A 21,691-nucleotide genomic window follows, 5' to 3' on the forward strand; every position below is an offset into this window, starting at 1 on the left:
TTATCATATATCGTTGTAAATATTTGCTATTCTTAAGAAATTCTTTATTATTTCGCTTTCCATTGTACCAAGTGTACTACCTTAATTGGTACACTTGGATTATAAAGTAAAATATAGTATTTATCAACGGATAATTTCTTAATTTTTCCTTAATTTAGAATAATATACCTCAAAAAGCAGATATATTACTATCTTTCAGCTTAATTAAGTGAATTTAAAATAAAGAGGTTATCTTTATTTCAAGATAACCTCTTTATTTATACTGCTATATGCACTTACACTAAAAAATTAAATTCATTTACTATTGATAATCGTATAATCAAATAACTTCATCTCTATATAAAACTACTATTTTAATACCAACATTATTTTTTCAGTAGATATGTCAAGAAACATATCTAAAGTTTTCATTTCTTTTCTACAAACATCTAAAATTCTTGTTCGTGATAATTTTCGTTGATAATAATCATGAACATATCTATTACGCAATTTAATAATTCCTTGCAACTTTTTTGAATCTTCTGCCGATATAAACCCAAAATCACTAGATATCACAACTATATCTGGACCTGATTTATTAGGTATAAAATTATCTGTAGAAACTAAATAAGTTTCACACATATCAATTATAAACTCACAAAAAGAATTAAAATATGAAATCATTGCTTCATCAACTATTTCATCCTCACTATTCGGACTTCTTTTTAAACATTCTCTTATTCTAACTAAAAAAACTTTGATTTCCGAGAACTTTTCTTCTATTTTTTCTTTTTTATATTTATAATAGACCACTTTTATACTTCTTATCTCTTTCAAATTTTCTTTCCTTATTATTTCCAAATACTCTCTCTCCCTTTTGAAACAAGAATATCCGAGGCTATAATCTAAATAATTTTCTTCTATGATAATTATCTTATCTTTACTTGTAATAAGTAATTCACTAAATGGATAAACAAAATTATTAATAAATGTTAAGTGTATATTTTCATGACTAAAATGATTTTTTAGAATTGGTTGCAAATAATCTTCAATTTCAAGTTCCTCTTCCCATTCTAGTTGCCTATCACTTAAAATCATAACATCTATATCACTTCTATCTTTATTGAAACATTCTTCATTATAACTTCCAAATGTAGCAATACATATAATATCTTTAAGTTTAATTAAATCTAAATTGCAACTACTAATTTTAATTTTATCCACTTTCATCACTTCCACATCTAAAAACTATTATATAAGTTCATTATACAATATGTAACTTTAAAACACATGTATATATTCAGCCCTTAAATTTTCCTTAACTTAGAACAATGTACTTCAAAAAGCAGATATCAATTCTCTAAAATCAATATCTGCCACATTATAACTTTTATTATATATTCTTTTTCTACTATGATAGCCATTTATACCTTTAATATTAATTTCATCTATGTTCATGACATTCTTAGCTCCTATGCACAGATATAGGAGTATTTTAGTTACTAGCCATTAGATAAATTCAATCTTCCAATTGAAATATCCAGTTTCTTCATTTTTTTCATACCTAAAATAAGCTGAAAATGTATTTCCTTTTTTACTTTTCAAATTTCTAAAGCCAACCTTCCCATTCTTGAGTAAAAGCTCTACCATTTCCTTAGATATTTGTTTACCAAAAGATGCAATATATTTATCATCCTTCCAAATGGTATATTTGCAACCATTTTTCCAATTGCTACATCCAAAACCTTTTTCGCCTTCAATTATTGGATTTCCACAAATCGGACAAGGTCCTAAACTTTCAACATCTTTAGGTATTTCCACTTTAAATCTTGATAATGCACCCTCATCCTTTTTTATTGAATCAACAGACTTTATAGTAAAATCTGTTATCATTTTCATAAAATCACTTTTAGCAAATTTACCTTTTTCAATATCCGAGAGAGTTTTTTCTAGTTTTCCTGTATACTCTAAATCCAATAAATCTTTCACGGGGAAAATTTCCACTAAATTTCTTCCAAGTTGTGTGCACATAAGATTTTTTCCTTTAGAATTTAAGTATCCTATATCCTTTAACTTTTTTATAGTTTCTGCACGAGTTGCGGGTGTGCCTATACTATATCCACTTAAAATAGCTTGCATCATTTCTTCTGAATCTTCGTCTTTGCCTTCAACACCTTTTCCGCAAGTTTCCATAACTCTAAGTAAAGTTTTTTCAGTATGATACTTCGGTGGCTTTTTAGTAACAGAACTTACCTTTGAGTTTATAATATCTACATTTTCATCTATTTCAATCTTTGGAAGGATTATATCTTTACTTTCTATTTTTTCTACTACCTTCCAACCTTCAATAAGTTTCACTTTTCCCTTAGAAATAAAAGTACCCTTAACTTCTGAGTTATTAGCTTTTAAAGTTACCTTTGTTTCTTCTGACTCAGCTATAGGCATAAATTGCATTATAAACCTATTTTTAATAGCTTCATATACAGTCCTTTCATCTGGTGATAATCCTGATGGTTTAATGTATGTTGGAGTTATTGCACTATGGCTTTCAACCTTTGAACTATCAAAAATTCTTTTAGATGTATTAAACTTAATATCCTTTTCATATGGTAGTCCTACTTTTAAAGTATCTAAAACCTTTTTTGCCCTATCCTTCAAACTTTCCTCTAAAACTACACTTGCTGTTCTAGGATAAGTTGTAAGTTTCTTTTCATAAAGGGATTGCGCAACCTTTAAAACCTTGTCAGATGTCCAACCTTTATATTTACTTGTAACATACCCTTGTAAGTTTGATAAGTTAAATAAATACGGTGGATATTCCTTTTTTAGTTCTGTTTGTTTATCAATAATCTTAGCTGTTGCTCCTTCTAGAAAAGGAATATACTTATCTAAATCTTCTTTTTTTTCAAATTTTTCAGAATCATTTTCATAATAAAGTCCTTCAAATTCTTCATTTCTTGAAGTTTTAAGATTTGATATTAACTTATAATAAGTTGTTGCTTCAAAATTTTCTATTTCTTTATCTCTATCATAAATAATCTTTAATGTAGGTAATAAAACTCTACCTATATTAATAGTCTTATTTTCTTCAAACTTATATTTTAATGTACTAACAGAAGTTAAATTAATTCCAATAATCCAATCGCTCCATTGTCTTCCTATTCCCGCATCTTGAAGTGATTGCATTTCTTTATTGTCCTTTAAAGATTCCATACCACTTTTAACTTCATCAGGTGTCCATTCATTTAAAAGCAATCTATATATAGGCTTTTTTACTTCAAAATAACCAAATAATTCATCGGCTATAACCTGACCTTCCCGATCAAAATCGGTAGCTGAAATAATACCATCAACATCTTCTTTATCTATTAAACTCTTTATTATTCCAAGTTGCTTTTTAGCACCCTTATCTTCTATAGTTCTATCTGCGCTATCACATTTTACCTTATATAAAAAATTATCTGGAATAAACGGAAACTTTTCAAATCTCCAGCCCTTCATGCTTTCATCATAATCCTTTGCATCATAAAGCTGCAAAAGATGTCCAAAAGCCCATGTTATATAATATCCATTACCTTCAAAATAACCATCTTTCCTATTTTTTATCTTAAATGCATCTGCAATATTCTTAGCAACGGATGGTTTTTCCGCAATAATAACCTTCGCCATGATATTTTTTGTCCTCCTTTAGTTATTATTTTCAGCAATATATATATTAACACTAAACCAAAAATAAAACCAGTTGAAGTTATCCATAAAACTATACAATGGGATATTTAAAGTTCTACTCTGTTTCTTATTTCGCCTCTATTGTATGCACTAATGTTTTCGAGTTGGTCTACAAATAGCCTATTTCTAGCTTCTATGCTTGCCCATGCTACATGTGGTGTTAATACTAATCTTTCTTTATTTTTAATATCTAGTAATGGATTTTTTGCTGGAATTGGTTCAACTTTAAATACATCTAATGCTGCTCCACCTATTATTTCTTCATCTATAGCTCTAGCCAAATCTTCATCTACTACTATAGGACCCCTTGCTACATTTATTAATACAGCATCCTTTTTCATTCTAGTAAAAGCTTCATAATTAATTAAGCCTTCTGTTTTTTCATTCAAAGGAGCATGTATAGAAATGATATCGCATTGCTTTAATAATGAATCAAACTCTACCCTTGCATAATCTGAATCTGCATTTTTTCCTGAAGTTGAATAATATACTACTCTTGCACCAAAAGCTTGAGCTATTTTGGCTACTCTTTTTCCAATATTACCAAGTCCAATTATTCCCCATACCTTACCACATAAATCTTTATATGGCATTTCTAAGTTAGTAAACATTACTGACTTAGAATATTCACCACTTTTAATGAAATTATCAAAATAGTTTATATTATCATACAAGTGAAGTAACATAGCAAATGTATGTTGCGCTACAGTAGTAGTAGAATATCCAGTAACATTAGTTACTGCAATATTATTTTCTTTAGCATACTTTGTGTCTATATTATTATATCCTGTTGCCATTTCACATATAAGCTCTAAATCAGTTGCACCACTTAAATTTTCCCTATTTAATACGACTTTATTTGTTAGTATGATATTAGCATCCTTAATTCTCTCAGCAACCTCTTGCTTTAAAGTTAAATCATAATAAATTACTTGACCAAATTCATTTAATCTAATGTAATCTACATTACCTAAGGTTTTACCATCTAATACTACTATTTTCTTCATATTCAATCCCCTTTTCTAACTTTAAAATGATTCCATTTCACGATAAAATTCCTACTAATTATATTATAACCAAAATAAAGATCTATAGATATAAAAATTTAAATTCCTATATCTATAGATCTCTAACTAGTTTTTATTTAACAGGTGCTGGCTTTATGTCCCAAATCTCATCAGCATATTGCTTTATAGTTCTGTCACTAGAGAAATAGCCTGCATTATAAAGGTTAGCAAAACATTTTTGAGCCCATTTCTTTTGATCTTTATAATCTTCAAATACTCTTTCTTGTGTATTTTTAAATGAGTCAAAATCAGCAAGTACATAATATTGATCTCTTTCTTCTAGTAAAGCATTATATAAATCTTCGAAATATCCTGTATGACCATCATCTAATGTACCATTAATTAATGTATCTAATACTCTCTTGATACTTGGATTTTCTCTATAATACCACTTAGGATCATAGTTATGCTTTATTCTTTCAATATCTTCAACTCTAAGTCCAAATATATAGTTATTCTCTTCTCCACTTTCTTGAACAATTTCTATATTAGCTCCATCATAAGTTCCAAATGTAGGAGTTGCATTTAACATAAACTTCATATTTCCTGTTCCTGAAGCTTCTTTTCCAGCCGTAGAAACTTGCTTAGATAAATCAGAACCTGGGAATAACTTTTGTGCATAGGATACTCTATAGTTATGTACAAATACAACTTTAATTTTCTTAGAAGCATCTACGTCATTGTCAATAAGTCTAGCTATTTCATTTATAAATTTAACGATTCCTTTAGCTCTTCTATATCCTGGGAATGCTTTAGCTCCAAATATAAATGTAGTCTTTGGTATGTCTAAATTTGGATTTTCTTTAATTCTATAATATAAATCTAAAATATATAAAGCATTTGATAATTGTCTCTTATATTCATGCATTCTTTTTACTTGAATATCAAAGATTGAATTTGGATCTACGTCAATTCCTTCTTCTTGTTTAATATACTCTGCTAGTTCAACTTTCTTTTTATGTTTAACAGCCATAAGTTTTTTAAGTACTTCATCATCTTCTTTATATTTTTCTAATCCCTTAAGTAATTCTAAATGTTTAACCCAATCTTCACTTCCCAATAAGTCCGTTATAAATTCAGATAATTCAGGGTTACAAAGTCTAAGCCATCTTCTTGGAGTAATTCCATTGGTTTTGTTTTGGAATTTATTTGGATATAAATTATACCAATTATTTAATTCAGTTGTCTTTAAAAGTTCTGTATGAAGTGCAGCAACTCCATTTACAGCTCTTCCTACAAATATAGCTAAATTAGCCATTCTCATTTGATCATTTGCAATAATTCTAAAACTCCAAATTGCGCCCTCATCATAACCTTTTTGTCTTAATTCATTCATTAAAGCATCATCAACTTGATATGCAATTTGTAATATTCTTGGGAATAATCTCTCTATTAATCTTATATCCCATTTTTCTAAAGCTTCTGCAAGTATAGTATGATTTGTATATCCAAAAAATTGTTTAGCAATATTCAAAGCATTCCAGAAATCAACATTTTCTTCATCTACCAATATTCTTATAAATTCAAGAATTGATATTGTTGGATGAGTATCATTTAATTGAGCCACATTATATTTTGCAAATTCTGAAAAATCACTTCCAAATTTAGCTTTATGTTTCTTTATGATATCCTTCATTGATGCACTTGAGAAGAAATATTGTTGTCTAAGTCTTAATATTTTCCCTGCTTCTGCTGTATCATTTGGGTATAATACTCTTGATATATCTTCTGCTTTATTTCTGCCTGATACTGCTTCAATATATTGTTGATTATTAAATAAATTAAAATCAAATTCTCTTAAAGCTTCACATTGCCATAATCTTAATGTATTAATATTTTTAGTTCCGTATCCTATTATTGGTACATCATAAGGAACTGCTTTTACTGTCATATCAGAATAATTTATTATTTGAGTTTCATCATCTTTTCTAATACTCCATGCCTCTCCATATTTAAGCCATGTATCTTCACATTCAGTTTGAAATCCATTTTCAATATTTTGTTTAAATAATCCATTGCTATATCTTATTCCATATCCCACTAAAGGCATGTCTAAAGTTGCTGCTGATTCTACAAAACATGCTGCGAGTCTACCAAGTCCTCCATTTCCAAGACCTGCATCTTCTTCAATTTCTTCAATTTTATTTAAGTCTATATTCAATTCTTTTAATACATCTTTAATTTCATCATATAACCCTAAATTCATTAAATTATTACCTAAGGCTCTACCCATTAAAAATTCTGCTGATAAATAGTATGCCATTCTCCCTTTATTGTAAGTTTCAGATGTAGTATTCCAATCATCAACGATTTCCTCCAAAACTGTTAATGAAACTGCATTAAAAATTTCATAATCTTGAGCATCCTTCAGTTTTACCCCATGTTTTACTTTTAAGTATCTTTCAATACCCTCTTTTATTTTTTGTTTTTCCACTGTTTATTCACACCTTCCATAAATTCTAGTTAATATATAAATTTTATTTGCTAGCTCATTTGTGAAGACGCCATCTTTTGCTCTCCAACACCAATTGTTTTCCATTGTCGAAGGAAAATTAATTCTTGCTTCATTGCCAAGATTTAAGAAATCCTGCATAAGTGCAATGGAAGTATTTGCAACACTTCCCCATATTCCTCTTATAGTTCCCCAATTATACCCTTCTTCTTCAGTCAATTTTAAATATTCAATTGCATTTTCAACTTCAGCTTTGTTGCCTGTAGTTTCAATCCAACCGCGTGCTGTATCATTATCATGTGTTCCTGTATAAGCCACACAATTTTGTTCATAATTATGTGGTAGATATGGATTTTCACTTTCACCAGAAAATGCAAATGCTAATACTTTCATGCCTGGAAAGCCTGTCTTTTTTCTAAAGCTTATAGTTTCTTCAGTTAGTAATCCTAAATCTTCCGCTATAATATTTATATCTCCAAGCTCTTCTTTTATTGCATCAAATAATTTCATTTCCGGGCCTTTTACCCACTCTCCATTTTTTGCTGTTGTATCTCCATAAGGTATCGCCCAATAAGCTTCAAATCCCCTAAAATGATCTATTCGGAGTACATCATAAAGTTTTAGACTTTGCTTAATTCTATCTACCCACCATCTATAACCAGTCTTATTAAGGTATTTCCAATTATAAATAGGATTTCCCCAAAGTTGCCCCGTTTCTGAAAATGCATCCGGTGGGCATCCTGCAATTTTTATTGGTTTTAAAGTTTTCTGATCCAACAAAAATATTTTTGGATTACTCCATAAATCAGAACTATCTTCTGCCACGTATATTGGAATATCCCCTATAATTTCAATCTCCAATTTATTTACATAATCTTTTAAATTCTTCCATTGCTTAAAAAATTCATATTGCAAAAATTTCCAATACTCTATTTCATCCGTAAGCTGCTCTTTTTTTATTTTTAAAGTTTTTTCTTTTCTTAGTCTAATATTATCATCCCATGTTTGAGAACTTTCTAAATTAAACTCAGCTTTGACTGACATAAACAAAGCATAATCATCAAGCCAAGATGCTTCTATTTCTTCAAAACTTTTTAAATCCTCTGGTTTATTATTTTTTTTAGAATTTTCATATGCAAGTCTTAATACTTTCATCTTTTCTGTAAATATTAATCCATAATCTATTACTTCTGAATTATCTCCCCAGCTTATCTGATTATAATCATTTTTATTTAGTAATCCATCCTTTTCTAAAATATCAAAATCAATAAAGTATGGATTCCCAGCAAATGCTGAAAATGACTGATATGGGGAATCTCCATAGCTCGTTTGACCCAAAGGGAGTATTTGCCAATACCTTTGACCAGCCTTTTTTAAAAAGTCTGCAAATTCATATGCTTCTTTTCCAAATGTACCTATTCCATATTTACCTGGTAGAGATGCTATGTGCATAATAATCCCACTACCTCTTTTCATTCTCATTCCCCCAACCCCTCAATTGTTTAAAATTATAGATTGCATAAATCAAAACATGAATCTCTCTCAATTAATTTAGTTTCCAATAGTACATGTTTGTTTTCCGTCTCGCCCTTTATTAGTGACATTAATAAGTTTATACTCATTTCTGCCATTAACTTCTTTGGTTGTTTTACAGTTGTGATACTTGGATTATAAAATTCACTTTCATCCATACCATCAAAGCCAACTATTGAAATATCCTTTGGAATTCTTAATCCACTATCAAGTATTGCTTTAGCTGCTCCAACTGCCATAATATCCGAAAAAGCAAATACTGCTGTAATGTCTTTTCTTTTTTTCAATAATTCTAAAGTTGCCGTGTAGGCTCCTTTGCTTGAATATTGTCCTATTAAAATCAAATCATTTTCTTTGTCTATTCCTTTTTCATCTAAGGCTTTTTTATATCCTTCTAACCGCCACAAGCTTACTCCCATATCATTAACGTCCCCTAAAATTAGTGCTATATTTTTATGACCCTTATTTATTAAATAGGTTGTTGCATCATATGCGCCTTTTACATTATCTATACCTATTGATGAATAATATATCTTTCCTTGTTTTGAAATAGTATTTACAGATGTTAATACTATAGGTACATTTATTTCTTTAAAACAGTCATCTGTAATTTCAGTAAAATTACCGCCTAAACATATAACACCCTGTAGCCTTTTTTCTTTTACAAAAGCTATTAAAGTATCAACATCTTGATAAATATTATAATCATTTTGGCGCATTATCATTGTATATCCATTTTCATTTATAATTCTTCCTATAACATTGGTTATTTGAGAAAAAAATGGATTAAATACTCCTTTTACTAAAATACCAATATTCTTTGTATTATGTTGTTTTAATATCCTAGCACTATTATTAGGTATGTAATTACTCTCTCTTATAATTCCCAAAACTTTTTCTCGCGTACTTTCTTTGACATCAGTATGATTATTAAGAACTCTTGAAACTGTACTAACGCCAACTTGTGCCAATTTTGCTATATCTTTTATATTCATATGCTTTCTCCTGTACTACTATTTAAATATAGTACTTCGGTATCGTTACCGTTTTTAGTTAGTTTAATCTTAAATTATGTTTATGAATTTGAAATTCTTGTTATTGATTTTAGCTTCTATAATAAATTTTAAACATACAATATTATATTCGTTCCATTTTTAATAATGTTTATGAAATATAATTTATTTTACTTCAACTTAATAACATTTTAACAAACCTTAAATATTTATACAATAATTTAACAAATAAAAAATCTTTTCAAAAAAAATTAACCTTTATAATATTTTTTTGAAAAGATCTCTTATTTCTATTTTAACTTATATTTTATTTTTCTGTTTCCAAATAAAGAAAGCTATTTTAAACAATGATGCATCATTAAATTTTCTAATATCATAATCAGTGTACTTTTGAATCTTATCTAATCTATAAATTAAAGTATTTCTATGAACATACAATTCTTTTGATGCTTCACTTAAATTTAAATCTAATTTAAAGAAAACTTCTATTGTTTTTATCATATCTTCATCTAATTTGGAGAAACTATCATTAAAATCATCTAGAACTTTTTCCTTAGTCTCTTCATGTAAATTATCCATAATTTTTTCAAATAAAAGACTATTTTGTCCAAATATCATTGAAGATAATTTATATTTTTTAGCCAAAGCAATTTTATACATATTTTCGCTATATAAATCACTTAAAAATTCATAATCTTGAATATGAGAAAAACTTATACGGCATTTTTGATAAAGAGAAATATATATTGTCTCACTTATACTTGATACATGCTCATTTATATCTTCAAATACTCCTATTAAAATTATACTATCTTCATAATTTAATATTATAATATCAGTATCATTATAAATGTTTTTTAAAGCATCTAATGATTCTATTAATTTCTCTTTTACACTTATTGTAATTAAAAATGTATCTTCCTTTGTTTGTGGTAAAACTTCTTTTATTTTCTCTTTTGATATACTTAAATTTTGCAATAATTGAGTAATAACTTTTTCTTTTTTATTATAATCATCTTTATATTTATCTTTAATACAAAATTCTAATATTTTCATAGAATCTTTGTACTTTTCTTCAATTTTTATTTTAAATTGTTTTGTTCCAATTAAAAATTTACTTTCTAATAAATTATCTTTATGAGAATCGAGATTAGCTTTAAATATTATTTCATCATCCATATAAATCTCAAAAGGTATTTCACAATTTTCATATATTTCTTTAAGATATTTAACTAATCCCTTCATTTTATCACCTCAACTATTTTTTCACCCACAAGGGTCGCAATGTGCCCTCAAGTGTCACAATATCCCCGCAGAAGGTATCTAATCTTATGTTAACCGTTGTAATACTAATATATTCCTAGAAAATACTAACTAAATTCAGGCGGAGCATAAAACTCCACCTGAATTTAGTTTCACTTTGTATGATTATATTAACATATTCTTAATTCTGTTTCTTTATCAAATACATGAATATTTTCGTGTTCTACATACAATTTAATTTTATCCTTAGGTTGAGATTTAGAACTTCCATCAAGTCTTGCAGTCATATCATTATTTCCTGATTTGAAATAAATATAACTTTCAGCTCCCATACGTTCTACAACTTCCACTTCTCCAGTAAGAGTTGCAGCTGGGTTGTTTGAAATAAGTTCTTCATTATCATCTAAGTGCTCTGGTCTAATACCAAATACTACTTCTTTTCCTACATATCCATTGTCTTTTAATACTTTTGCTTTATCGTCAGTAAATACTATACTGTTTTCTTCAAAGTTACAATATATTTTTCCTTCTTTTTCTACAACAATACCATTTACTAAATTCATTTGAGGACTTCCAATGAATCCTGCAACAAATAAATTAATTGGCATATTATATAGGTCAAGAGGAGTTGCAACTTGTTGAACTATACCATCTTTCATTACAACAATTCTAGTTCCCATTGTTAATGCTTCAACTTGGTCATGTGTAACATATATAAATGTTGTTTCTAAAGTTTGATAAAGTTTTGATATTACTGTTCTCATTTGAACTCTTAGTTTTGCATCAAGATTTGATAAAGGTTCATCCATTAAGAATACTTTTGGTTCTCTAACAATAGCACGTCCAAGTGCAACTCTTTGTCTTTGACCTCCTGATAAAGCCTTTGGCTTTCTATCTAATAAATGTTCAATATCTAATCTTTTTGCTGCATCTCTAACCTTTTTTTCTATTTCTTCTTTAGGTGCTTTTCTTAATTTTAAAGCAAAAGCCATATTATCATATACAGTCATGTGTGGATATAATGCATAGTTTTGGAATACCATTGCTATATCTCTTTCCTTAGGTTCTACATCATTAACTAATTTTCCACCTATATATAATTCACCTTTAGATATTTCTTCAAGTCCTGCAATCATTCTTAAAGTAGTTGATTTACCGCAACCTGATGGTCCAACAAAAACGATAAATTCTTTATCTGCAATTTCCAAGTTAAAATCTTTAACCGCAGTTACATCCCCTTCATAAACTTTATAAATATGTTGTAGTGACAAATCTGCCATAATTATTTCCTCCCTTATCTCATTCATATATTTCCTGATTTTTATTTTCTTATTTGCTATAAATCTATTCTACTATATGTAACCCTTTTAATACTATATTGAAAATTTACAAAACTATATTAGCTTTTTTGTGAAATAATATAAAAGAATAATATTCTTTTATATTATTAATATTTCTTCAGTGCTTTAGGATACTTTTCTCTATCCCAACTATAATTATTGGCGATCAGGTCATCATCTCCTACTAAGAAATATTTATCTTTTTCAATAGAATCATTATTTGTAATATCTAATTGATACCAGTTTCCTTGAATCTTAACACTATTCCATGAATGTAGAATATCTTTAATCTTTCCAACAACAATCCTATTTTCTATACCAGCATAATTAAACATCTTATAAGCAGTCATTGAATATCCTTGACATACAGCTACTGATGTAGTTAATCCCGAATAAACACTTATTGATTTTAATGTATAATCATATTCGTATCTATTAACTATATAATCATTTATAACTCTTACCTTTTCTAAATCAGACATTTTTGTATTGATTATAGACTTGATAATACCTTCTAATTCAGTTTCTATATATTTTTCCTGTTCCCTTGTAGTTAAATAAGTTGCATCTATAGTTGTTTCTATACCATTTTCTGTACTATTCGCCCTAGGTTTTATTTCTAACCATGATCTTTCCAAATAATCATCCTTAGAATATGCATCATCAATACACTTACGTATATTATCTTCAAATTCTTTCCTTGTTCCTGTATATAAAAAAGTGAAATTTGAATCTCTATTTTCAAAATGTTTATAAATACTATTTTCCATATCTTCTAATTTCTGAACTTTCTCATATGCAAATGCTGTCATCGTCATAATTTGCATTATAGTACATGCAATTATCATAGTTTTTAAAAATCTTTTCATTAATATATCCCCCTAAAACTATTCCTTTTATCTTAAGTTTATAAAAAAATCCATTCTATTCATTTCTATTTTACTTGCTTTATTTATTTTGTAAATATTTATTTTACATTTTGTTTATATTTTCTTTAGAATCTTTCTATATTTATACCATAAAACTCCAATTGACAATATTTACTTGTGCTTATATAGTATAATTTATAGACATTTTAATGGAGGTAATATTATTATGAAAAAACCTATTATTGGTATAAATTCAAGTAGAGTTATTAAGCATGAAACTGCTTATTCTCATTCTGTTATAGAGTCACTCAGTAACGATTATGTAGAATCAATAATCAAAGCTGGCGGAATTCCTGTTATACTTCCTATTCTTAATGATGAAGAATCAATTAGGAGACAAATTGAACTTCTTGATGGTGTTCTACTTTCAGGTGGTATAGATATAAATCCTTTAGTATACAATGAAGAACCGTCTCCTAAATTAGGTTATATATTCCCTGATAGAGATACTTTTGATATTTTAATAGTTAAAATAGCTTGTGAACTTAATAAGCCTATTTTAGCCATATGCAGAGGTCAACAAATTTTAAATGTTGCCTTCGGTGGTACCTTGTATCAAGATTTGTCCGATATGGAAGGTAGTTATATTAAACATCAACAACAAACAAAAGATGGTGCCGCAACACACACAATAGACATTACTCCAAATTCAATTTTACACAGTATACTCGGGAATTCTATTGTTACTAATAGTTTTCATCATCAAGCAATCAAAGTTTTAGCTCCTGGTTTTAAAGTTACTGCTTATTCTAAAGATAATGTAATTGAAGGGATTGAAAAATGTGATGAAAACTTTGTTGTTGGAGTTCAATTTCACCCTGAAATTATGACTGTTTATAATGATACAAATATGCTTAAACTTTTTGAAGCATTTATTAATGCTTCATCAAATTAATTAACTTGTCATAAAGAAATGAATGATAAAGCTACATATGCTATATCAAATATCCTTTACGCAAAAAAAGCAAGGGAAAGTTAAGGGAAAATACACATAATGTATTCCTTAAATCCTTGCAATTACTTGTTGCGAGATAAGCCATAAGCCGAGTTCTGTATTAAGCAATCATCTATCTAGGTCTAATGTTGCCATTAGACTCAAGCGACGCACCCGGAGGCGGGACGGGCAGCCCCTTAATGCCTCTCTATTCGGTCTTGCTCCAAGTGGGGTTTACATAGCCGTGAAGTCTCCATCACGCTGGTGAGCTCTTACCATCACCTTTCCACCCTTACCTAAGTAAAACTTAGGCGGTATATCTCTGTTGCACTGTCCTTCAAGTCGCCTTGACTGGTCATTAGCCAGCACCCTGCCCTATGGAGCTCGGACTTTCCTCTCCTAGATCTAAGTCTAGCAGCGATTGCACGTCTCACTCGCAAGATTTATCTTAACATATTTTATTTAATTATACAAATAAATTTTAAATTAAATATATGGTATAAAACGAACTATAATCCTAACCTGTTAATTTTAGTATACAATTTTCCTAAACCTGCCTAAGGATTTGTTCTTCTAATCCCTAAATATCCACTAAAAAGTTTAAATATTATATTGTGAATTTAAATATATGAAACTATATTAAAATAAATATTACTGTTAACAAAAGTATTATTATTACTCCATATAAACTTACCCCACAAAATAATAATGCTAAAAGTATTATTCCTCCAACAATTAACTTAGGCCAAAGTAACATTAAAAGAGGAGATTTAAAAGCGAACATTGGTGGACACCAATTGGGTCGTCTTCCACAGTTATTTCTTCTGTTTCCGCCTCTAAAAAAGCCTTTAACTGCTCTTTTACTATGTTTAAATATATTTTTAAAATCCTTCTTCAAGTCTTCTCCAGCTCCATTAGTAAAATCATCATCTCTACTCATAACCCACCCACAAAATTATTATTAGGCACATGAAAATAAATAACAAGTCCATAGTTGCCATGAATATTTTTCATCAGACAAGGAGACGAATTGCCCTCATAGAGAGCCTATTAAGTCAATTTGCCGACGTAGCATGATGGAAAATAGGCTGGCAAATGGACTTGTTATTTTTTGATTGTGCCTTACACTATCAGTATATGCATATGAGTAATATTTTAGTTATTTAATATATCTATGTAATTTTCACTTTGTTTATCTATCTATAGATGCCCACTACTAAAGTTTTACTTATGCTTGGTATTATATTCAACATTTACTATACTTAGGAGCATATCCAAACAGAGAAATTGGATACATATTTGTGAAGTAGGCATTGAAAATAAGCTGATGAAGCTTCTTAATGGGAGGTTGTTCCATTATAGTTTGTCCAAATTTTACATTTGGAGCAAACTATAATGGGTGCAACCTCCCATTTAGAATGCTTCCAGCGAAACTTTCACAGTCCTACAGAATAAATATGTATTCAATTTTGGCGATGTATACGCCTAAGTATGATTTCCACTGTGGGTATCTATATTGCTAAACAAAGTCATATGGGTCTTTGCATTTTTCTGAAGCAATGAATTCTACAGATTTAAATTTTTCTTTTAGAAATTCTAATGTTTTTAGAAATACAAGATATTCTGTTGAGAAATGTCCTGCATCTATTATACTTATTTTCATTTCTTTAAAGTCTGATGCAAAATGATAAGTTGTGTCTCCAGTTATTATACAATCAGCTCCGAGGCTTTTCGCTTTATAAAATAAATCTTGACCACTTCCATTTATTATTGCCAATACTTTTACTTTCTCAGATCCTCTAACAATTCTCATATTTTCTATATTTAAATTCTTTTTAACAATCTTTATGATATCACACAGTAAAATTTCTTCGTCTAATTTTACTAACCTTCCAATACCAACATCTTTGTAGTTTTCAGATTCATTAGGTTCAATTATTATATTGGAATTAAATCCCAATATTTTAACTATAGTTTCATTTATGCCATTTTTAGCACTATCTAAATTAGTATGACATGAGTAAAGTGCTATGTCGTCTTTAACTAAAGCAATAACTTTATCTCCTATTAGATCTCCCTTAATTATATTTTTAGGTCTTTTAAATAATAGTGGATGATGAGTAATTATTAAATCACAATTAAATCTTGTAGCTTCTTTAATTACTTCATTTGTACAATCTAAGGCTAACAAAACTTTCTTCACTTCTTTATTTTCATCCCCAACCATCAATCCAACATTATCATAATCTTCCATTAGAAACTTCGGAGCAAATTTTTCAATTTCTTTTGATATATCTATTACTTTAGTCATAATTTCACCACCTAAAAATTTTTTAATAACTTCTCTAATTTTTGATTTTTTTCTCTTAATTCATTTTTACGGTCAATTGCATGTTCAGTATTATCTGTAATAAAATCCATGACTTTTTCATTTTTTTGAATTTTGCTTTGTATATATGACTTTAATAAAGGCATTTTTTTACTTAACATAGTCGGACTTATTTCATAGAATATATCTTCTAATAATATATAATCTCCAGTTTTATATTTTACTTTAAATATCTCATAATACTTATTTTCATCTAAACATATATCTTCACCTAAAATTTCATAGTTATTATTATATAAGTATCTTCTCAAGACTTCAGGGTTTTGAGCAGGTTGAAGTATTAAATAATCTAAATTTTTAACTTTATCCAAATCATTTTCTAATATATCTCTAATTAAATTTCCACCCATTCCAGCAATTATTACAGCCTCTGCTTCTTTATTTTTTAAAGGAGATAGTCCCCCACCTAATCTTAAGTCTATTTTATCTAACACGCCATCTAATGATGCATTAATTTTTGCTTTTTTCAAAGGTTCTTTGTTTATATCTGATGCAATAACTTTTTTTGCTATATTATTTTTAACTAAATAAATAGGTATATAGCCATGATCTGTTCCAACATCCATAATAATTTGGACTTTATCAAGTTTTTCTATAATCCAATTTAATCTTTTACTTAATTCCATGTTTACCCCCTTAATTCAATTAACAGTTAACAATGTATACCCTTTAGGGCATCCTGTGGACAGTTAACAATTAATGAACAAATTACTACGTAATTTGAAAAATAAGCACCTAAAATATAGGTGCTTATTTGTTTAATCTAAATAATCTTTTAATTTTTTACTTCTTGATGGATGTCTTAACTTTCTTAAAGCTTTCGCTTCAATTTGTCTAATTCTTTCTCTTGTAACACTAAATTCTTTACCTACTTCTTCAAGAGTCCTAGCTCTTCCATCATCAAGTCCAAATCTTAGTCTTAATACCTTTTCTTCTCTAGGAGTCAATGTATCCAATACATTGATTAATTGTTCCTTAAGCATTGTAAATGCAGCAGCTTCTGCTGGTGCTAGTGCTTCATCATCTGGAATAAAATCTCCTAAATGAGAATCTTCTTCTTCACCTATTGGAGTTTCTAACGAAACTGGTTCTTGTGCTATCTTTTGAATTTCACGAACCTTTTCTACTGGAAGTTCCATAACCTTTGAAATTTCTTCTGGGAATGGATCCCTACCTAATTCTTGTAATAATTGTCTTTGTACTCTTATAAGCTTATTTATAGTTTCTACCATATGAACAGGTATTCTAATTGTTCTAGCTTGATCCGCAATAGCTCTTGTTATTGCTTGCCTAATCCACCATGTAGCATAAGTTGAAAATTTGTATCCTTTTCTATAATCAAATTTTTCAACAGCTTTTATAAGACCTAAGTTTCCTTCTTGTATTAAATCTAAGAAAAGCATTCCTCTTCCAACATATCTTTTAGCTATACTTACAACTAATCTTAAATTTGCCTCTGCTAATTTCTTTCTAGATTTTTGATTTCCTTCTTCTATTTCTCTAGCATATGTTATTTCTTGTTCTGAAGACAATAAAGGCACTTTTCCAATTTCTTTTAAATACATTCTAACTGGATCATCTATTGCTATACCTTCTGGCACTGATAAATCAATTTCTTCATGTGCAGTATCCGTATCGTTCACATCACCTATAATTTCAACATTTGCCAGTTCTAATACCTCATATATCTTTTCTATTTGATCTGGACTTAAGTCAATGTGCTCCATTGTTTCCATAATCTCTTTATATGTTAATGATCCATTTTTTTTACCTTTATCAAGTAATTCCTTCACGGCCAGCATTTTGATATTCTTATCTTTTTTATCATCTTTTGGTTTTGCTGCTTTTCCACTAGTTTTTTGTTCCATATTATTACTGCCTCCTTCCGTTATAACCTTTAACCTCTCTCTCTCCTTTTTAGTGTTTTGGACAATTTAGTAAGCTCCATAGCAATTCTTATAGATTCTTCAATTTCCCCATTCTTTTCAAATCTATTTTGCTTTTTCTTTAAATCTTCAATTTGTAATTTTAGTTTAAAACTTTTGACTTCATTTAGATAATCTTCTATTAATCTATCGCTATGTGCGAAAGTTAAAATTTCATGTTCTTTTATTTTAGTAAGCTCTTTAGAACTTTCTATGTCATCACATCTGTTTTCTACATAAGATATTATATTAATAGTATCCACATTTTTTCCTTGTAATATTAATGAATAAATTTTATTGTGTGATTCTATTACAAAATCTCCTGGTTTTATGAGATTTTTAAGTTCCTCATAAAATTCATCTTTCAGCATCAATTTAATTAAAGCTCTCTCGGCTTTTAGATATCCTGGTTCTACATATAATTTTGTTCCAAAATCTTCTTTTTTATTTGTAAAATTTTCCTCTTTCTGTTTTTTTGCTATTACTTGCGAAAGTAGGTCATATAATGATTGCTCCTTAATTGATGTTTCTTCTGAAATTTTCTTTATATATACATCTTTTTCTATAGGATTTAGCTCTGCCAAAATTTCCGCAAATTTCTCTCCGTATGCAACTAATTCATTCCCATTTTTTAAATCTATGCCGTTTGCTGCTCTTTTAATTCTATATTCAATTAGAGGCAATGCTTCTTTTGCTAATCTTAAAAACGCATCTCTTCCATTTTTTCTCACAAATTCATCTGGATCTTTACCCTCTGGTACTGTTAATACTTTCACGTCAAATCCAGCATTCCTTAAAATTTCAAGTCCTCTTATTGTAGCAGTCTGCCCAGCCAAGTCGGCATCATAAGAAATTATTACTTTATTTACATATCTCTTAAGAAGTCTTGCTTGATTTACAGTAAGTGCAGTTCCAAGTGATGCTACAGTATTCGTTATACCATATTGATGAAGTGCTATTAAATCCATATACCCTTCAACTATAATAATGTAATCTTCTTGCAGCATATTTTTAATTGCAAAATTTAATCCATACAGATTAGTTCCCTTTTGAAAAATCATTGTCTCTGGTGAATTTAAATATTTTGGTTTTGAATCATCTAAAACCCTACCTCCAAACCCAATAACTTTTCCTTTGGCATCAAATACAGGAAACATTACTCTATTTCTAAATCTGTCATATGTATTCCCTGTTTTTTCATTTTTAGAAATCAACCCAGCTTCAAATAACAAATCATCCTTATATCCTTTTGCTCTTAAACCATTTATTACTCCATGCCAGTTGTCATGTGAATAACCCAATCCAAATCGTTTTATAGTTTCTTCTTTTATTCCTCTTTTTAAGAAATACTCTTTTGCTATTTTATTTTTTTGTAAATTTGCAAAATAATATCTAGCAGCATCTACATTTATCTTGTATAAAAGCTCCTTTTTTCTAGAAATTTTATCATTTTCCTGCCCTTCTATTTGTAATGTAATATTAGCTTTGTCTGCTAAATGCTTTGCTGCCTCTAGAAAAGTAAATTTTTTATATTTCATAACAAATGTAAGCACATTTCCTGCTTCACCACACGAAAAACATTTATATATTTGCTTTTCACTAGAAACACTAAATGATGGGGATTTATCATTATGGAATGGACATAACCCCATATAATTTCTTCCTGATTTTTTTAACCTTACATTTTCTGAAATAATATCAACAATGTCATTTTGTTCTTTTATTTTTTCTATTACTTCTTCTGGTATCTGCAAGGAGACATCTCCCTCCCTACTGCTTTTTTCCAACAATTATATATTATTCGACACAATAACGAATTTTCCTTCTAATTTATAATAATAATTTAAAATTTATTTGAAAATTCAACTCATTTTGAAATAATATCTAGTTGGATAGCACTATTATTTAATAATTCTTTTTTTTATTTTAAAATCCTCTTTTTTTATTTTAAAATTCTGTTTATAACTTCCAAACCATATTGGTTTATAGATCAGTTAGCCATAAAATAAATTCTTAATTGAAAGATATTAATCTATTATTGCTTTAGGCACAAATATTTTATTAAATAATAATAAGCAATAATCATCACTCATACCAGCAATATAATCCGCTACTGCTCTTTGTAGACTTTCCTTTTTAGCTATTGTTAAATAAATTTCTGGCATTTCTTCTGGATTTTCTTCAAAATATTTAATTAATTGCTCTAATATAAATTTTGCCTTATTTCTCTCAACCTTTAATGTATCTCCTAAATATATATTTTTAAACATAAATTCCCTAAGTTCTATCATTGCTGCATTAATTTCTTTACTTAATCCAACTTCTTTTATTCCATTATTAATATTATCATTTGAAGTTTTCACAAAATCTTTTATTAAAGTATCTAGTCTTAGAGTAGAATTATCTCCTAAAACTTCAACAATATCTTTAGGTAGTTGTTCTTCACTTAAAAGTCCTGCTCTTATAGAATCATCTATATCATGATTTAAATAAGCCATTTTATCACTAAATTTAACTACAATTCCTTCTAAAGTAATTATATCTTTTGTGGTTCCAAGCCCACTATGATTAAGTATTCCATTAATTACTTCTTCTGTTAAATTAAGTCCACGCCCATCATTTTCAAGTCTAGTAACTACTCTCACACTTTGTTCATTATGACGGAATCCACCTTTTAAATATTCATTTAACACTTCTTCCCCATTATGTGCAAAAGCAACATGCCCTAAATCATGTCCTAATGCTATTGCTTCAATTAAATTTTCATTTAATCCAATTCCAACACCAATATTTCTCGCAACTTGTGATACCTCTAATGTATGAGTTAGTCTAGTTCTATAGTGATCACCAAAAGTTTTTATATATACTTGTGTTTTATGTTTAAGGCGTCTAAATGATTTGCTTTGAATAATTCTATCTCTATCAAGCATATAACAGGTTCTAATACAGTCTTCTTCTTCTCTAATTTTTCTACCTAACGTATTTTTTGAAAAAGCCGCTTCTTTAATTAATGTCAAGCTTTCAAAACTCTGAATTTTTTCTCTCACAATCATATTTTATCACCTCTTTCTATGTATTCTATATTTATCATTATATTCCTCTATTTATCGACCTTATTTATTATTTGCAAAAATTTAA

The 21,691-nt window shown here is 28.5% G+C and carries 16 protein-coding genes and 1 other RNA gene; 1 reads left to right on the forward strand and 16 read right to left on the reverse strand.

Features of this window, described 5'->3' with window-relative positions; translation table 11 throughout:
• Positions 1–348: 348 nt before the first annotated feature.
• The 9 genes from psyc5s11_RS22830 to psyc5s11_RS22870 form a co-directional block, all read right to left on the reverse strand.
• Positions 349–1,203, reverse strand: a complete 855-nt coding sequence (locus tag psyc5s11_RS22830) for a HepT-like ribonuclease domain-containing protein (protein ID WP_224034762.1) — start codon at positions 1,201–1,203, stop codon at positions 349–351.
• A 285-nt stretch (positions 1,204–1,488) separates the two neighbouring features.
• Positions 1,489–3,648: a type IA DNA topoisomerase gene (locus psyc5s11_RS22835; RefSeq protein WP_224034763.1), complete on the reverse strand. Its 2,160-nt coding sequence runs from the start codon at positions 3,646–3,648 to the stop codon at positions 1,489–1,491.
• Between the two features lie 107 nt (positions 3,649–3,755).
• Positions 3,756–4,715, reverse strand: a complete 960-nt coding sequence (locus tag psyc5s11_RS22840; RefSeq protein ID WP_224034764.1) for a D-2-hydroxyacid dehydrogenase — start codon at positions 4,713–4,715, stop codon at positions 3,756–3,758.
• A 133-nt stretch (positions 4,716–4,848) separates the two neighbouring features.
• Positions 4,849–7,209, reverse strand: a complete 2,361-nt coding sequence (locus psyc5s11_RS22845; protein WP_224034765.1) for a glycogen/starch/alpha-glucan phosphorylase — start codon at positions 7,207–7,209, stop codon at positions 4,849–4,851.
• 3 nt (positions 7,210–7,212) lie between these two features.
• Positions 7,213–8,703 (reverse strand): 4-alpha-glucanotransferase, encoded by a 1,491-nt coding sequence (gene malQ / locus psyc5s11_RS22850; protein WP_224034766.1) that lies wholly within the window; start codon positions 8,701–8,703, stop codon positions 7,213–7,215.
• A gap of 32 nt (positions 8,704–8,735) precedes the next feature.
• Complete coding sequence (locus psyc5s11_RS22855) at positions 8,736–9,755, reverse strand: LacI family DNA-binding transcriptional regulator (protein ID WP_224034767.1); 1,020 nt, start codon at positions 9,753–9,755, stop codon at positions 8,736–8,738.
• Between the two features lie 318 nt (positions 9,756–10,073).
• Positions 10,074–11,018, reverse strand: a complete 945-nt coding sequence (locus psyc5s11_RS22860) for a PucR family transcriptional regulator (RefSeq protein WP_224034768.1) — start codon at positions 11,016–11,018, stop codon at positions 10,074–10,076.
• Positions 11,019–11,206: 188 nt separating this feature from the next.
• Positions 11,207–12,316, reverse strand: coding sequence for an ABC transporter ATP-binding protein (locus psyc5s11_RS22865; RefSeq protein WP_224034769.1), 1,110 nt, complete (start codon positions 12,314–12,316; stop codon positions 11,207–11,209).
• A gap of 167 nt (positions 12,317–12,483) precedes the next feature.
• Positions 12,484–13,245, reverse strand: coding sequence for a transglutaminase domain-containing protein (locus psyc5s11_RS22870; RefSeq protein ID WP_224034770.1), 762 nt, complete (start codon positions 13,243–13,245; stop codon positions 12,484–12,486).
• A 226-nt stretch (positions 13,246–13,471) separates the two neighbouring features.
• Here psyc5s11_RS22870 and psyc5s11_RS22875 point away from each other — a divergent pair, with 226 nt between their 5' ends.
• Complete coding sequence (locus tag psyc5s11_RS22875; RefSeq protein WP_224034771.1) at positions 13,472–14,200, forward strand: gamma-glutamyl-gamma-aminobutyrate hydrolase family protein; 729 nt, start codon at positions 13,472–13,474, stop codon at positions 14,198–14,200.
• 128 nt (positions 14,201–14,328) lie between these two features.
• Here the strand turns inward: psyc5s11_RS22875 and rnpB are convergent.
• The 7 genes from rnpB to psyc5s11_RS22910 form a co-directional block, all read right to left on the reverse strand.
• Positions 14,329–14,676, reverse strand: an RNA gene (gene rnpB, locus psyc5s11_RS22880) — RNase P RNA component class A.
• A 197-nt stretch (positions 14,677–14,873) separates the two neighbouring features.
• Positions 14,874–15,179: a hypothetical protein gene (locus psyc5s11_RS22885; protein WP_224034772.1), complete on the reverse strand. Its 306-nt coding sequence runs from the start codon at positions 15,177–15,179 to the stop codon at positions 14,874–14,876.
• Between the two features lie 579 nt (positions 15,180–15,758).
• Positions 15,759–16,550: a Nif3-like dinuclear metal center hexameric protein gene (locus psyc5s11_RS22890; protein ID WP_224034773.1), complete on the reverse strand. Its 792-nt coding sequence runs from the start codon at positions 16,548–16,550 to the stop codon at positions 15,759–15,761.
• An 11-nt stretch (positions 16,551–16,561) separates the two neighbouring features.
• Positions 16,562–17,254, reverse strand: a complete 693-nt coding sequence (locus tag psyc5s11_RS22895) for a tRNA (adenine(22)-N(1))-methyltransferase (RefSeq protein WP_224034774.1) — start codon at positions 17,252–17,254, stop codon at positions 16,562–16,564.
• 132 nt (positions 17,255–17,386) lie between these two features.
• Positions 17,387–18,496 (reverse strand): RNA polymerase sigma factor RpoD, encoded by a 1,110-nt coding sequence (rpoD, locus tag psyc5s11_RS22900; RefSeq protein WP_224034775.1) that lies wholly within the window; start codon positions 18,494–18,496, stop codon positions 17,387–17,389.
• Between the two features lie 29 nt (positions 18,497–18,525).
• Positions 18,526–20,307, reverse strand: a complete 1,782-nt coding sequence (dnaG, locus tag psyc5s11_RS22905) for a DNA primase (protein ID WP_224034776.1) — start codon at positions 20,305–20,307, stop codon at positions 18,526–18,528.
• A gap of 273 nt (positions 20,308–20,580) precedes the next feature.
• Entirely contained in the window at positions 20,581–21,606 is a 1,026-nt protein-coding gene (locus tag psyc5s11_RS22910) for a deoxyguanosinetriphosphate triphosphohydrolase (protein WP_224034777.1), read from the reverse strand.
• Positions 21,607–21,691 lie beyond the last annotated feature (85 nt).

This window comes from Clostridium gelidum, assembly GCF_019977655.1.
Classification (GTDB): Bacteria; Bacillota; Clostridia; order Clostridiales; family Clostridiaceae; genus Clostridium; species Clostridium gelidum.

Coding starts and splice junctions, on each gene's coding strand:
- psyc5s11_RS22835 (WP_224034763.1), bottom strand. CDS start 3,648: ATGGCGAAGGTTATTATTGCGGAAAAACCATCCGTTGCTAAGAATATT.
- psyc5s11_RS22840 (WP_224034764.1), bottom strand. CDS start 4,715: ATGAAGAAAATAGTAGTATTAGATGGTAAAACCTTAGGTAATGTAGAT.
- malQ (WP_224034766.1), bottom strand. CDS start 8,703: ATGAAAAGAGGTAGTGGGATTATTATGCACATAGCATCTCTACCAGGT.
- psyc5s11_RS22855 (WP_224034767.1), bottom strand. CDS start 9,755: ATGAATATAAAAGATATAGCAAAATTGGCACAAGTTGGCGTTAGTACA.
- psyc5s11_RS22860 (WP_224034768.1), bottom strand. CDS start 11,018: ATGAAGGGATTAGTTAAATATCTTAAAGAAATATATGAAAATTGTGAA.
- psyc5s11_RS22865 (WP_224034769.1), bottom strand. CDS start 12,316: ATGGCAGATTTGTCACTACAACATATTTATAAAGTTTATGAAGGGGAT.
- psyc5s11_RS22870 (WP_224034770.1), bottom strand. CDS start 13,245: ATGAAAAGATTTTTAAAAACTATGATAATTGCATGTACTATAATGCAA.
- psyc5s11_RS22875 (WP_224034771.1), top strand. CDS start 13,472: ATGAAAAAACCTATTATTGGTATAAATTCAAGTAGAGTTATTAAGCAT.
- psyc5s11_RS22885 (WP_224034772.1), bottom strand. CDS start 15,179: ATGAGTAGAGATGATGATTTTACTAATGGAGCTGGAGAAGACTTGAAG.
- psyc5s11_RS22890 (WP_224034773.1), bottom strand. CDS start 16,550: ATGACTAAAGTAATAGATATATCAAAAGAAATTGAAAAATTTGCTCCG.
- psyc5s11_RS22895 (WP_224034774.1), bottom strand. CDS start 17,254: ATGGAATTAAGTAAAAGATTAAATTGGATTATAGAAAAACTTGATAAA.
- rpoD (WP_224034775.1), bottom strand. CDS start 18,496: ATGGAACAAAAAACTAGTGGAAAAGCAGCAAAACCAAAAGATGATAAA.
- psyc5s11_RS22910 (WP_224034777.1), bottom strand. CDS start 21,606: ATGATTGTGAGAGAAAAAATTCAGAGTTTTGAAAGCTTGACATTAATT.